Raw genomic sequence first — 13,005 nt, 5'->3', positions numbered from 1 at the left:
TTTTTATAAATTTTTTTGAAACTAATCCTCCTCCACACGGTAAATCGCTACATATTCTTCATAATTGTTTTTATCTTCTTCACTTAAACCAGAATCCGTAATAATCCCCTCTAATCTCGAAAGATCACAAACAAACGAAAAAGCTTTTTGATTGAATTTACTAGAATCTGCAAGTAGCCACGTAGTTTCAGCAGCTTGAATCATTAGCTTTTTAATCAGAGATTTTTCAAAGGTTGGAGCTGTCACTCCTGACTCAATATCAATAGCATGGGCACCTAGAAAAAAAACATCAGCATGAATGTTTTTTAAAAGCTCTTGAGTAGGCCACCCATATAAGGTACCAACCCTATTTTGAAGCTCTCCTCCCGTCACTATTACCTTCAGCTTACTTTCAGTCAATTCAGCTGCAATCTTGATATCGTTTGTAATAATAGTCAAGTCTTCCCTGCCTTTTAAAAGCTTCGCAACTTCCATCGTTGTAGTCCCTGAATCTAAAATGATATTTGCACGCTCCGGAATGAATTCAAGGGCTTTACGAGCAATTGCTTTCTTTTGCCGAATATTTTTTCCCTTCTTTGCTAAATATGGAGTTTCCTGAATTAAAGCTTTTGGATAAATGGCACCTCCATGGGTTCTTACAATCTTCCCCTCCTCCTCCAACTTGGCTAAATCCCTTCGAATTGTCATAGTGGAAACATTTAACTGTTTTGATAACTTCTCAATGTCAACTTTCCCTTGATTAATAATTTCTAATTCAATCCAACGACGACGTTCACTTGGTAACATCATAACCTTTCCTTTATAATTTTTTGTTCATTTTTAACATCCTTTGTATATAATTATGTTAATTTTGTTCAGATTTGTCAATATAAAATTTATATAAATCGAAATAGTCATACTATTCAAGCCATTGGTAGTGAATTTGATGGAAGATAACACAAAAAAGATGTTTTCTTTTCTAGAACCCCTGTTTATGTAAAAGGGGAAAATAAGCAAATACGATTTCCCTTCATAAGTTGTTAGAAGGATAATACATTTTTCTGCTTTTTAATCATGGAGATTACGTTGTGAATCAGACAAAACACATGGATGGACATCCTCTCCTCTATGAAAAGTACCCGAGATATATGTGTTGCTTCGTCTTTGCCAGACGTAATCCCGTTTGGATTCATTATTGTCAAATGGGACATCGGATTGCGAAGAAATCGGAGTACACAGAATTGGTAGGACTGAAGCCATTTCAATCATTTCGCAGCTTATCGTAGTTTGTGTTCGTTTTGCATTTTTTAGAAGAAAGGTTTAATAAGCAGTGCCATGAGAAAGCATACGTTCATACAACGTTTCCTGTTGATGGGCTCATTCTTCGTCCAAACGACTTCCCGCTTGTTCCATTTCGTATTTTATGTCGGTAAGCAGACCCTTCATGTATTTGCCCAACCATGTTCACAGATGTTCCGCATGCCTTGAGTTCCCGAAGATAATAGACATTACACAGCATATGGCGGGCATAGGAATACCGAAATGACGGTTTCCATGCACCGTGTAGACCATTGTTTTTAGATAGCTTCCTGACCTCGTTCTAAGCGATGGCAATGGGTGACTGATACTGGTAACATAAAACCACCGCCGTTTCTCTTGAACTTGAAATCCAGTTTCATACACATGAAAAATCAGCTCCGATAACCATTTGTCTATAAATGACAGACACCCGCTTTCGCCCGTGTACCAGTTGGTGTTCACCAAAATCCTTTACTGATGCAATGTCCAAACAAAATCATTCAGAAGTTTCAAGTTATCTAGTCCAAACAGGTGAAGCGAAAAAGAGACAAAGGAGTGTTTATACACAAAGTTCATTTTTATTTTTTTAATTATTTAATGAATAGTTACAAGAAAAGCAGCATAAAATATTAGTTTATATTAATTTGCATTTTGCACACACTAATATTGATGATGTATAATATATATAGAAAGTACATATAAAATAAATAAGACCGAAGGTGCGGCAACACCCTCGGTCGTGCAATAGACGGTTCCCTTCAAGGGGATCGGACAGTAGGCAGAAAATAATCCACCCAGTCGTCGTCAACTCAAGGGTGGATTACTTCTTTTGATGATATGACAGTATCGAAACGATCAGACCTGCGAAAGTTATCGCAAACATCAATGATTCGAATACTGTCAACGGCACCACCCCCTTTCTATAGGGGTAGAATGCCGACCACCCTTGAGTTTTCCGTACTATTGCGTTTTTATTATATCACATTTTAGAAAATTTTTCTATAAGGAACGAACGCTTGTTTCGGTTTTATTACATTGTTCATTAGAAAAAATGGTTTAACAGCAAACATAAGAATTATCTTTTGTTTTTAATAAATAGTTGTATTTTTCTCCGTGTAAAACAGAACAAGAACTCTATCCAAGTCATCAACAACCACATATAGTTTTATCATCACGAACGATTTCAGAAAAGCTCAACCATTGTGCTTCAGTGGAATACCGAAACACAATGGTTGCATAGTCTTTTTTATAACTGCCTGCTTGACAGGGGTAAAACCAAATAAATCGGTCTTTTTTGTATGTATTGTTCCACTAACGTTCCCTGTTAGTGGAACATTTGCACCAAGCCAAGATCAAGGGGTATCATAATTACCAGCTCTTCTGTTAGGTGGAAAAATAGTAACGAAAATGGCAACGACTGATCCTATGACTGTCTCCATTATGCGTGCCCATTCATAACCTCCCGAATGTAAAAAAGCCAAAACCATTACGACAGTTACGCCTATTTGTGAGATACTGTCTGGATGAAGTTTAAGAGCGTTCGCAATTGCCATCCCTACAAAAATACTCAGAAAGACTGCTATTCCTGACGGCATGATCCACTGAGAAATAAACAGACTGCATGCCACTCCACCTACAACCCCTAAAAAACGATTAATCGCTTTGGTTACAGCTTTTTCAAAAGTTGTATTAGTAATTAAAACGGCTGTTAACGGAGCAATAAAAGGATACAAATGGGGAGTAATGAAATTCGCTAGCCACCACGAAATTCCTGCTGCTAGTGATATTTTAAAAGTTTGTAAGGTGATTCCTACACGATTTAATCCTCTACTAAGATGTTTTATCAATACTTTGGTGTTCATAGGTATTTCCCCGTTATTATCTCTTTTGTTATTATTAGGTCAATTATTTCAATCCGAGTGAAATATACTTAATCTCTAGATAGTCTTCCATTCCATAATGGCTGCCTTCACGCCCCAACCCACTTTCTTTAAATCCACCGAATGGCGCTTGTGCAGCCGAAGGGGAACCATCATTTAAACCTATAATTCCATATTCTAATGCCTCTGTTATATAAACAGCCTCTTTAATATTCTCTGTAAATACGTAAGCAGCCAATCCATAAGGACTGTTATTAGCACGTTCAATAGCTTCTTCCACTGTTTTAAATGTTGTGATGGGAGCAAGTGGCCCAAATGTTTCCTCATTCATACAGTCCATATCGTCAGTAGCATTAATAATAACAGTTGGTTCCATAAAAAAGCCTTCTTCTTCTTTTATGGAGTTGCCTCCTACAAGGATTTTAGCTCCTTTTTGTTTAGCGTCTTCAATTTGTGCCTGTACTTTACGAACTGCTGCCTCGTTAATGAGTGGGCCTATATCTACGCCCTCTTCGAACCCATTACCCACTTTCAATGTTGCCGCTTTTTCTGCTAGTTTTTTAGAAAATTCTTCAGCAATCACTTCTTCTACAAAAATGCGGTTTGTGCATATACATGTTTGGCCGGCGTTTCTAAATTTAGAAGCTATAACGCCCTCTACAGCTTTCTCTATATCTGCATTGGCTGTTACAATAAACGGAGCATGCCCCCCTAATTCGAGGGATAATTTTTTCACAGTGTCAGCAGCCCCACGCATTAAAATTTTCCCCACACGTGTAGAGCCGGTAAAAGTGAGCTTGCGTACACGTTCATCCTTTTGCCATACATCTACAATCGGTTCAGGATCGCCTGTTACAATATTAATGACTCCCTTTGGAATCCCAGCTTGCTCAGCAAGTTCTACCAGTTTCAAAGCAGTGAAAGGTGTCTCTTCAGATGGTTTCAAAACTGTTGTACAACCAGCGGCAAGGGCTGGCGCAATTTTTCGTGTAATCATAGCTGCCGGAAAATTCCATGGAGTGATGGCTGCAATAACACCTACAGGCTGTTTTTTTACTATAATACGTTTATTAGGAGAAGATGCTGGAATAGTTTCTCCATAAATTCGTTTTGCTTCTTCAGCAAACCAAGAGATATAGCTATTGGCATAGGAAATTTCTGCTTTTGCTTCGGAAAGAGGTTTTCCTTGTTCAGTGGTTATGATTTCCGCTAGCTCATCCGTATGTTCTTCAATTAAGTAATACCATTTTAATAGAAGTTTACTACGCTCTTCGGCAGTCTTTTTAGACCACTCCTTGAAAGCAGTGTATGCTGCATCTACTGCCATTTTCGCTTCTTTCTTACCGCCGTTTGGAACGGCTCCGATGATCTCCTTTGTAGCTGGATTGATGACATCAATGGTTTCTTTTGCATCCATCCACTGTCCATTCACATACATTCTGTTTGGAAACATAGGATTGTCCTCCTTAATAAACTGCTGTTGTTTTGAACTCATTCACAGACTATCATGATTTTTGCATTAGGAGTACTTCCTTTATATACTAGGGGTATAACAAAAAGTTATGGGGGATAAAAATGAGAACAGAATGGCTAGAGGCTTTCTTGGTAACAGCGAAAACAAAAAGCTTAACAAAAGCTAGTGAGCAACTTCATATGACACAGCCAGCATTAAGCAAACAAATTAGAAAATTAGAAGAAGATCTGGGAGCCACTTTATTTACACGTTCTGCAAAAGGAGTAGAATTAACAGAAGCTGGGGATATATTATTTAAAGAAATTGAACCTGTTTTACATAAAATTCGCTCTATACAGAGAAAGATCCTATCTACACAAGAAACATCAGAAATTAAAATTGGAACGTGGCCAAGTATTGCCAGCTTTTATCTCCCATATAAATTAGCTACTGCTAAGGAGCATAACCGGGAAGTGAGTGTTAAAATTTCTTATGGCTTTTATGATATTTTAAATAACCTACATTCCGGAGACATCGATGCTGCACTATTAGATGATCGAGAAATTCAACATTCATATTGGTCTAAACCACTTTTTAAAGAACCTTTTTATTTGTTTGTCAATCATCTCCATCCACTGGCTAAGCATGAAGATATAATTTATTTTAAGGATTTCAAAAATGAACCCCTTGTCGTTCTCCCTTCTTCATGCGATGTTCGCATGTTAATAGAAGAAGCATATAGACTTCATCATTCTCAACTAAATATTGCTTCTGAAATTGACTTTGGTCAAAGTATTATAGGGTTTATCTCAGCAAATTTAGGCATATCTATTCTTCCAGAAATTTTTACCCATAATATAGATCGATCAATTATTAAGGTTCTTCCAATTGTAGATTTCAACGTAAAGAGACAGATCTCACTTATTGCACGAAATCCAGATATCGGAAAATTGTTATTTACCTTATTTTTTAATTAATACCTCCCTTTATAAATGTTGATATATCAACGATTGTAACCGTTTCAGAGGTGTTAAAAAATATTTTTCGACACGCTTTCTAACTTTATTTCTTAAACCTGTGTAATATAGGACAGTGGGGATACGCTTCTCGCTGCCCCATACTGGTTTCATTTCGTTGTAGTGGAGGGACGTGTATGTGATGCACATAGATCTCTGCATCGCTGATGATGACAACCCCTCCTGTGTTTCTTGGTATCATTGTGCCCACAATCTAGATTACTCGAAAATAGTGTATATTCCAGCATTGCAAGCGCCATTTTCCCATTGGAACAAAATTTTATTTTGCCAACAGTCTAAGAGTCTCCTTTTCTAACTGAAAGGAGACTCTAATTTTTAAAAAGCACAGAATGAAAAGAGTTTAAAACCCATACTTACTAAAAAATTCAAAAAAGCAAATCACTCTCATTATAGAAAATATAAAAGGCACGATTATTTAAGTGGAAATATAATTGCGGCCATTGTTCCGTAAAGGAAAAAATCATACCATTCTATAGTTGATCCTAATACACTAGAAATACCAGCAATTTTTTGTTGTTTCTTGTGATCAATTTGGACTGTCCTATCAGTAACTTTAACCATCAATGTTCCCCCAATCACATTTACGTATTGAAAAAATCGTTATTAAAATCTTAGCTCTTTGATTGACTTATCCATTTTTCTAATTCCATACTTGTCACCTCCATTTATGTAAGAAGATTTCATGAGTTGCAAAAATCTTATTTTTATGTGAAATGATGTTATAATACTCGATGTTTTAGTTGTGGGAACATCTCGCGTATATAATCAATCTGATCAAGATTGATTTCAGTTTTAACTATAGCTTCAAATTCACCTGCAGAAGCAATCACTGTACCCCAAGGATCAACAACTTGACTATGACCACCCATGAGGACATTCCTTGTTGTTCCTACACAATTGCTAGAAATCAAGAAACATTGATTTTCAAGCGCTCGAACTACATTAAATATTTTCCAATGCTCTAATCTCTGATGCGGCCAAGCAGATGTGACAAGAAAAATTTTCGCTCCTTGGTCTACTTGTGAACGATATAATTCAGGAAAACGCAAATCATAACAAGTTGAAAGTCCAACTTTTCCGAATTCTGTTTGAACCACAATTGGTTTTTCCCCGGGTGTTAATATTTCTCCTTCTGCCGAACCATAGCGAAATAAGTGAATTTTCCTACTTTTACCAATAAGCTTCCCTTCTCTGTTAAATAAAACACTTGTGTTATAATATTTGCTCCCTTCCTTCTCAACAAAACTCCCAGCATGCACATATGCACCTAGTTTTCTTGCTTTTTCGGAAAAAAACTGCACGAAAGAGCCATTGATTGTTTCAGCTTCTTTAATATAATTGTCAAATGAAAAATAACCTGTTGCCCAAATTTCAGGAAGAATAATCAGATCATAACCCTCAAGCTCATCTAATTTCTGACCTACTCGGATAATTCTCTCTTCTTTCGTTTCTCCATCTTTAATTTCAACTTGAATAGATGCTACTTTCATTTAAAAATCCCCCAATTCGAGTAATAGTTTCATATTCGGTAATGTTTTTCATCAGTTACAATCGTTTTTACTTTGTACATAAAAACATAGTTAAGGCTTTCCTTTTTGCTTAAAAACACTCACATGAAGATGGATTCCTCCAATAAACACATAAATCTGTGCATCTAATTTTTTATGTTTTCCCATTAACTAAAATTTTGAGCAGTATGATTTAATCCATAATCTGAAAGGAATCCCCTTTTCAATTACTACCTACATAATTTTAATGTTTCTTTAGTTTTACGTAGATGATCCAAAATAAATTTTGATGCTAGTCCTGAATCTCTATTCTCTATTGCTTTAATAATTTGATTGTGTTCCATTAATACATCCTTCATTCTTCCTTTTCGACTGACTGCCTTTAAGCCCATCAATTGAGTAAGATTATGAAGATTATTTAAAACTTGTTCCATTAGTTTATAGTTAGCCAATCTTGCTAATGAAAGATGAAATTCTTGGTCTAAATCAATGAATTTAATATTATCATCGTTTTCCATGGCTTTTTTTTGTTCCTGAACAATGTTTTTAAGTAACTGAAGTTTGGTTGGAGAAGGGTTGATTTCGATCAGTTTTTTGATTACTTCCACTTCAATTGCACTTCTTAATATAAAGATTTCCTCTTGTTCATCAGGTGTTATTTTTCTTATAGTCAATCCCTTTCGCGGGATAGGTACAAGCAGCCCTTCTTTGACTAAATTTTGTACAGCCCCTCTTACAGGGGTTCTTGATGTATTTAATAATTCTGCCAATTGAACTTCTGTAAAAATTTCTTCATTGCCAATATCACCATTTAATATAGCTTCCATAATTTGTCTATAAACCATTTCTTGTGTAGTTTTTTCTTTAATTGGCTCTAATTTAATACGCCCCATTACTTCATCATCCTTTACCGTTATAAAAGAGAATATAGAGTTATATTAAATGGTGTACTATGTATACATTATACATAATACAAGATGCATTAATCAATTGATGATTTATAATTTTCGAAATATTTTATATCCCTTTCTACTCAAAAGTCAGATTGTTGAATTTCTTCAAATTCCGATCAGCCCCTGGTCAACTTCCGAGGAAGCCACTTTTCTTATTCCTGGTTGGAAGGTATTTTACAGAAGAATGGGAATCACAACGACGATTAGTTATTATACTTTATACAAACAGTTTTTGGAAAAATAGCTAAAACGGTCTTTTTCCTCCGGTCAACAGAATCTGCCCGATGGATAGTTATATCATTTATTAACAAGCATATGAGATGACTTGAACATCATGGAGCGGTAAAATATTTTTGAATTTTCCGGAAAGTAGTATGGGAACGATGTATGATGTAGCCGGCTACGATTTTATTCGTTATTGCTAATGTTAACAATTTACTTAGACATCATTATATAACTTAAATCACGGATACATGGATTAATTAATCAATAATAGGATAAAGGTGGGGCGAAATGAAAGAACTTACTCCAAGAGAATTTCGTGAAATGGTAAAACAAAAAAAGTGGGATAAACCAACTTCCGGAATAGTTCCGGGATATACACAAGCAAATCTTGTTATACTTCCAAAAGAAGACGCTTTTGATTTTTTGTTATTTTGCCAACGTAATCCAAAACCCTGCCCGCTACTAGAGGTTACAGATGTAGGAGACCCTATACTAAAAACCATTGCTTCTCATGCAGATATCCGTACCGATTTACCAAAGTACAGAATTTATCAAAACGGGAGATTTATAAAGGAAGTAACAGATATAGTTGATATATGGCGAGACGATTTTGTAGCATTTCTTATTGGTTGTAGTTTTACATTTGAAAATGCTCTAATAAAGCATGGAATAAGTATACGACATATTGAAGAACAAAGAAATGTACCTATGTATAAAACAAACATTCCTTGTGTTCCTGCAGGACGCTTTCATGGAAATATGGTAGTAAGTATGAGACCAATGACTCCAAAAGATGCAATTAAATCTGTTCAAATCACATCTCGGTTTCCGGCTGTACATGGTGCGCCAGTTCATATAGGAAGACCAGAAGATATCGGCATATACAATTTAGATAAACCAGATTTTGGAGATCCTGTTACTATTAAAGAAGGAGAAGTACCTGTATTTTGGGCTTGTGGAGTGACGCCACAAGCCGTAGCAATCGAGAGTAATTGCAAATTTATGATCACTCATGCACCAGGACATATGTTTGTATCAGATTTAAAAGATGAGTTCTTTGCAATCCTATAACAATCAGTAACATAAAATTGATCTGCCTTGACATCATTACGTGTAAAAAAGACACAGAAAAATGTTTTGCGGCATTGTTGTAACATCCAAACTCCTCAAAGATAGAACGAACTCATCCCCCTTGATGTTTCAAGGGGGATGAGTTTAAATTGCGTATAATACAATTATAATGAATAGTTTACCATAGTTTTATTATCGTCAACTGATGCTACCAATGTGCCGTTTTCTTTTTCACTAACAATCTAACAACAGATGCAAATTAGTATGATAATTTGCACCAAATTCCTTAATACCAACTACTAATAGTGAAAGTCCCGTCGCAACCCGTTCCAATTGGAGCCCATCTAAATTCACATTGTGCCCAGATATAATAACTATGTCCTTCTTTAATTGGACCAACTCGTTTATTTACTATTTCTTCTTCATTGAGAAAATAACCCCAAACAGGGTCTTTTCGCCAAAATTGATTAGTAACGTCTGTTCCGTCATCTCTATAAACTCTAAAATATAACCACGTATGTCCTAGATCAGAATTGTTATTATGGCCATATACCCCTAGATACCCACCTTTAGGAACCCATACTTTTCTAGTTGTATAGACTTTACCATCAGGAGCACCATCAAAAATAATGGTACTTTTGTCTTTAAGGGTTACAGCATAAACATCAGAATGGAAATTCATTAAGAAGGAGAACAAAACGATAAAGGAAAAGAGGAATACCTTTTTCATCATATAACCCCTTTCTCCAAGTTATTTTTTACCCTTAAATATACTCGTTTTCATAAAAATGGAAACGGACTTTAGGAGCATTTTTCTCCCCTTTTTTCAGGTCAGTTACATTGGGTAGAAGTTTGGCTTGGCCCATTTTTAGGCCGTTACATGAAAAAATGTGTTTTATTCTTTTACCTCTGCTCCTTCTTCGCATCCCCCCATTATAACTTTTTGTTTGTTAGGCGCATAAAGGGATTGTGCTCTTCGGCTTGGGGAAAATCGACTAACTAAGCCTAAAGAGCGCAGTTTTTAAGACTTGCTAAGTTATTGGGCTTCCCGTAAACTGTCAACGAATCGCTTGATACTTCGTATGCTCCACTTCGTTCCGCACCCTTCTACCCGCCTTCACAAAAAAATTCCTTCCTTTTCAAACAAAGGAAGGAGGTTTAACAGATGAAAAAGTTGTTGTCATTACTTTCATCTTACTTACAGCAACACTCTTCTTTATGTGGATATCATAGTTCATTCAAATATTTTATATGCTTGAGACTTGTGGTTTTTTACCATGTTTGCCTAAAAGATTCGGTGCCGTTAAGTAAACGAGACCGTTTCCTTCCAATGCTTTTGAAAAGCCTAGAGGCATTGTACGTTTGATTAATTGAGCATAGAGTTCAGGTTCTGTAAGCTTTCGTCCAAATTCTTTTTCAGATAATTGCTTGATTAAAGCCAAAGCTCCCGAAACATGAGGAGTTGCCATCGATGTACCACTAAAAACGGCGAATTTTCCGCCCGGAATGGTGGAAAGAATTTTTTCCCCTGGTGCTACAACATCAATTTCCTTATTGGAATTGGTAAATCGAGATATTTGGCCATCGAGGCTGACGGCTCCAACTGAAATAACTTCATTGTAGGCTGCTGGATAGGAAAGCTCTTCCGTTCTTTCATCTCCGTCTCCTTCATTCCCTGCAGCACATACTACTAAAATATTGTTTTCAACAGCTCTTTTCACAGCTTGGTGTAATTCCGGCACATCGGAAGGACCACCTAATGACATGGAGATAATATCTACTTTTTGATCTACAGCGTAGTTAATTGCATTCACAATCCATTCATATTTACCAGTTGCTAACTCCGGATTGTTTGGATCATTTACCAACACTTTTAAAATTAATAGTTTTGCTTCAGGGGCAACACCAACTACACCTTGTCCATTTTCTGTTGCGGCGATCGTTCCAGCCACATGTGTTCCGTGACCGTTATAATCTGAATAATTATCATCATCACCGTTATCATCTGTGGTGAAGTTTCTACCGCCAATAATTCTATCTTTTAAATCAGGATGATTTTTATCACATCCAGTATCAATGACAGCAATCACAACGTCTTTGCCTTTTATACCTTCTTTCCAAATCTCAGGTGCTTGTACCATATTGACGCCTTCAGGGATTTCCTTTACATTATCAAGCTTTTCTTCAATCTTAAACGGAATCAAACGAACAGTATTTTCCATACTAATCCCTCCTAAAAATGAAATGGCTAAAACAGGTACAACTCCACCAAAAACCAAACTAACAATCTGAACTTTCTGTAAATTTTATCATAAACATGTCTCACCAAATAGATTCTTTAGTATGGTTTTTTGGCGATTTGATTTATAAACCAAAAGTTATATAAATTTACATATTTTAGGAAAATATATAAACCATGGAATGGAAATTCTTCCTCCGTAATCCAAACGAAAATGTCATCAAATTTTTCAGTCTATCAGTTATCTTTTCTTTGATTGGATCATGTCGATCAGGTATTCTCCCAAGTAAACAAGTTTTGCGTTTAAAACTTTATCTATGTCATATGACCTATTTTTTCCAATAAATAAATATTGCTGATTATTAATCTTGACAATGTCGCAAGGTTAAAAATCAATCATCGCCGGCACAGCGGCTAATTCCCTGAAAGCCTCCTCCCTCTACATCTCCCCATTCGTTATGTCTATCATCTAGACTAACATTAAACTGATGATTGGCAATGCTAAAAGAAATTCAATTTTAGTTAAAACTTGCCATTTTTTCATTCCCATGCCCGAAGCGGCCTCCAGCACAGCAGGATTGATGCATCGAAACCCAAGAAACGTGTTAATTAAAACAGGAGGACACGCCAATACGGTTAGCGCCACCAACGCTGGAGTAACTCCTGTTCCTAAAAATGGAATAGCGATTACGAGAATCGCCAAACTTGGGATCACTCGCAAAGAATTGACAATGTTCATCTCACGGATGTTTGGACTTTTGAATTTTTTACACATAATATTCCTAAGGGAACACAAAGCAGCATACTGAAAAGCAAAGCAAACGCGCTTAATTTGATATAAACCATCACTGCATCCAAAAAACGATCTCGATTTTCCACTACATACTGGAATACCTGATTGATCAGTTCCATCCGTTACCATTATCTCCATTGCGCCGTTTGTAGGTAGCAATCCGGGTTTTTAAGTCATGGAAATCCCAAATGATTGCTCTATTTCCGGGTATAAGATAGCGTCGCGAATGTTGGAGCTCAGAGGGATATATTTCTTTGCTAATCGATAAAACGGCAATCTCCATTCCTATCTGAATGTCTTCTACCCGCACGAGTTTACCCCTTTTCACAGACAAGGTGTAATTAGGGCGTTGTTCATAGGCATCATCCACAACTATGACTGCCGCTTTTACATCATCCATGATTAATCCCATATTTTTTCTTCTCCACGTCCGATCACCGTGTCCAACCCATTCGGCGTTCCGATAATCCTTGAAACGGTATATACTTATTTGCTAACCTAGCACTCTCGTTATCCGCAAATGGAGCTATCCCTCTTGCCGCCAGCCTTTACAACGAAGAGTATTTCC

The 13,005-nt window shown here is 36.4% G+C and carries 11 protein-coding genes and 1 pseudogene; 2 read left to right on the top strand and 10 right to left on the bottom strand.

The features are described from left to right. Window positions 1–21: 21 nt before the first annotated feature. The 3 genes from HT574_RS04475 to HT574_RS04465 all read right to left on the bottom strand — a co-directional run bounded on the left by HT574_RS04475 (window position 22) and on the right by HT574_RS04465 (window position 4,611). Window positions 22–786, bottom strand: coding sequence for a DeoR/GlpR family DNA-binding transcription regulator (locus tag HT574_RS04475; RefSeq protein ID WP_017437671.1), 765 nt, complete (start codon window positions 784–786; stop codon window positions 22–24). Window positions 787–2,630: 1,844 nt separating this feature from the next. After that, on the bottom strand, window positions 2,631–3,140 hold the full coding sequence (locus tag HT574_RS04470; RefSeq protein ID WP_175243602.1) for an FUSC family protein: 510 nt from the start codon (window positions 3,138–3,140) through the stop codon (window positions 2,631–2,633). 43 nt (window positions 3,141–3,183) lie between these two features. Continuing rightward, window positions 3,184–4,611: an NAD-dependent succinate-semialdehyde dehydrogenase gene (locus HT574_RS04465; protein WP_175243601.1), complete on the bottom strand. Its 1,428-nt coding sequence runs from the start codon at window positions 4,609–4,611 to the stop codon at window positions 3,184–3,186. Between the two features lie 122 nt (window positions 4,612–4,733). Here HT574_RS04465 and HT574_RS04460 point away from each other — a divergent pair, with 122 nt between their 5' ends. Next, window positions 4,734–5,588, top strand: a complete 855-nt coding sequence (locus HT574_RS04460) for a LysR family transcriptional regulator (protein ID WP_175243600.1) — start codon at window positions 4,734–4,736, stop codon at window positions 5,586–5,588. A 480-nt stretch (window positions 5,589–6,068) separates the two neighbouring features. On the opposite strand, the pseudogene HT574_RS04455 reads toward HT574_RS04460, so the two are convergent. From HT574_RS04455 to HT574_RS04445, 3 genes and pseudogenes are all read right to left on the bottom strand, one after another. Beyond that, a pseudogene (locus tag HT574_RS04455) lies at window positions 6,069–6,209 on the bottom strand (MFS transporter); the annotation flags it as partial. Between the two features lie 158 nt (window positions 6,210–6,367). Further along, window positions 6,368–7,138: a carbon-nitrogen family hydrolase gene (locus HT574_RS04450; RefSeq protein WP_175243599.1), complete on the bottom strand. Its 771-nt coding sequence runs from the start codon at window positions 7,136–7,138 to the stop codon at window positions 6,368–6,370. A 248-nt stretch (window positions 7,139–7,386) separates the two neighbouring features. Next, window positions 7,387–8,049 (bottom strand): GntR family transcriptional regulator, encoded by a 663-nt coding sequence (locus HT574_RS04445; protein WP_175243598.1) that lies wholly within the window; start codon window positions 8,047–8,049, stop codon window positions 7,387–7,389. A gap of 573 nt (window positions 8,050–8,622) precedes the next feature. Between HT574_RS04445 and HT574_RS04440 the strand changes: the two genes are divergently transcribed. Next, window positions 8,623–9,405: a putative hydro-lyase gene (locus tag HT574_RS04440; protein WP_175243597.1), complete on the top strand. Its 783-nt coding sequence runs from the start codon at window positions 8,623–8,625 to the stop codon at window positions 9,403–9,405. A gap of 286 nt (window positions 9,406–9,691) precedes the next feature. Here the strand turns inward: HT574_RS04440 and HT574_RS04435 are convergent, their stop codons facing one another. From HT574_RS04435 to HT574_RS04420, 4 genes are all read right to left on the bottom strand, one after another. Then, window positions 9,692–10,138 (bottom strand): hypothetical protein, encoded by a 447-nt coding sequence (locus HT574_RS04435; RefSeq protein ID WP_254698557.1) that lies wholly within the window; start codon window positions 10,136–10,138, stop codon window positions 9,692–9,694. Window positions 10,139–10,652: 514 nt separating this feature from the next. Further along, a complete protein-coding gene (locus HT574_RS04430) occupies window positions 10,653–11,627 on the bottom strand; it encodes a S8 family peptidase (protein WP_175243596.1) in 975 nt (324 codons plus the stop codon). 486 nt (window positions 11,628–12,113) lie between these two features. Continuing rightward, window positions 12,114–12,347, bottom strand: coding sequence for an ABC transporter permease subunit (locus tag HT574_RS19650; protein ID WP_217499369.1), 234 nt, complete (start codon window positions 12,345–12,347; stop codon window positions 12,114–12,116). 199 nt (window positions 12,348–12,546) lie between these two features. After that, window positions 12,547–12,849: a hypothetical protein gene (locus tag HT574_RS04420; RefSeq protein ID WP_175243594.1), complete on the bottom strand. Its 303-nt coding sequence runs from the start codon at window positions 12,847–12,849 to the stop codon at window positions 12,547–12,549. Between the last annotated feature and the right edge of the window lie 156 nt (window positions 12,850–13,005).

This window comes from Parageobacillus sp. VR-IP (genome assembly GCF_013357975.1).
Classification (GTDB): Bacteria; Bacillota; Bacilli; order Bacillales; family Anoxybacillaceae; genus Saccharococcus; species Saccharococcus caldoxylosilyticus.
The sequence above is the reverse complement of the archived record's forward strand: the minus strand, read 5'-3'. Positions and strand labels throughout refer to the sequence as shown.

Coding starts and splice junctions, on each gene's coding strand:
- HT574_RS04475 (WP_017437671.1), bottom strand. CDS start 786: ATGTTACCAAGTGAACGTCGTCGTTGGATTGAATTAGAAATTATTAAT.
- HT574_RS04470 (WP_175243602.1), bottom strand. CDS start 3,140: ATGAACACCAAAGTATTGATAAAACATCTTAGTAGAGGATTAAATCGT.
- HT574_RS04465 (WP_175243601.1), bottom strand. CDS start 4,611: ATGTTTCCAAACAGAATGTATGTGAATGGACAGTGGATGGATGCAAAA.
- HT574_RS04460 (WP_175243600.1), top strand. CDS start 4,734: ATGAGAACAGAATGGCTAGAGGCTTTCTTGGTAACAGCGAAAACAAAA.
- HT574_RS04450 (WP_175243599.1), bottom strand. CDS start 7,138: ATGAAAGTAGCATCTATTCAAGTTGAAATTAAAGATGGAGAAACGAAA.
- HT574_RS04445 (WP_175243598.1), bottom strand. CDS start 8,049: ATGGGGCGTATTAAATTAGAGCCAATTAAAGAAAAAACTACACAAGAA.
- HT574_RS04440 (WP_175243597.1), top strand. CDS start 8,623: ATGAAAGAACTTACTCCAAGAGAATTTCGTGAAATGGTAAAACAAAAA.
- HT574_RS04435 (WP_254698557.1), bottom strand. CDS start 10,138: ATGATGAAAAAGGTATTCCTCTTTTCCTTTATCGTTTTGTTCTCCTTC.
- HT574_RS04430 (WP_175243596.1), bottom strand. CDS start 11,627: ATGGAAAATACTGTTCGTTTGATTCCGTTTAAGATTGAAGAAAAGCTT.
- HT574_RS04420 (WP_175243594.1), bottom strand. CDS start 12,849: ATGGGATTAATCATGGATGATGTAAAAGCGGCAGTCATAGTTGTGGAT.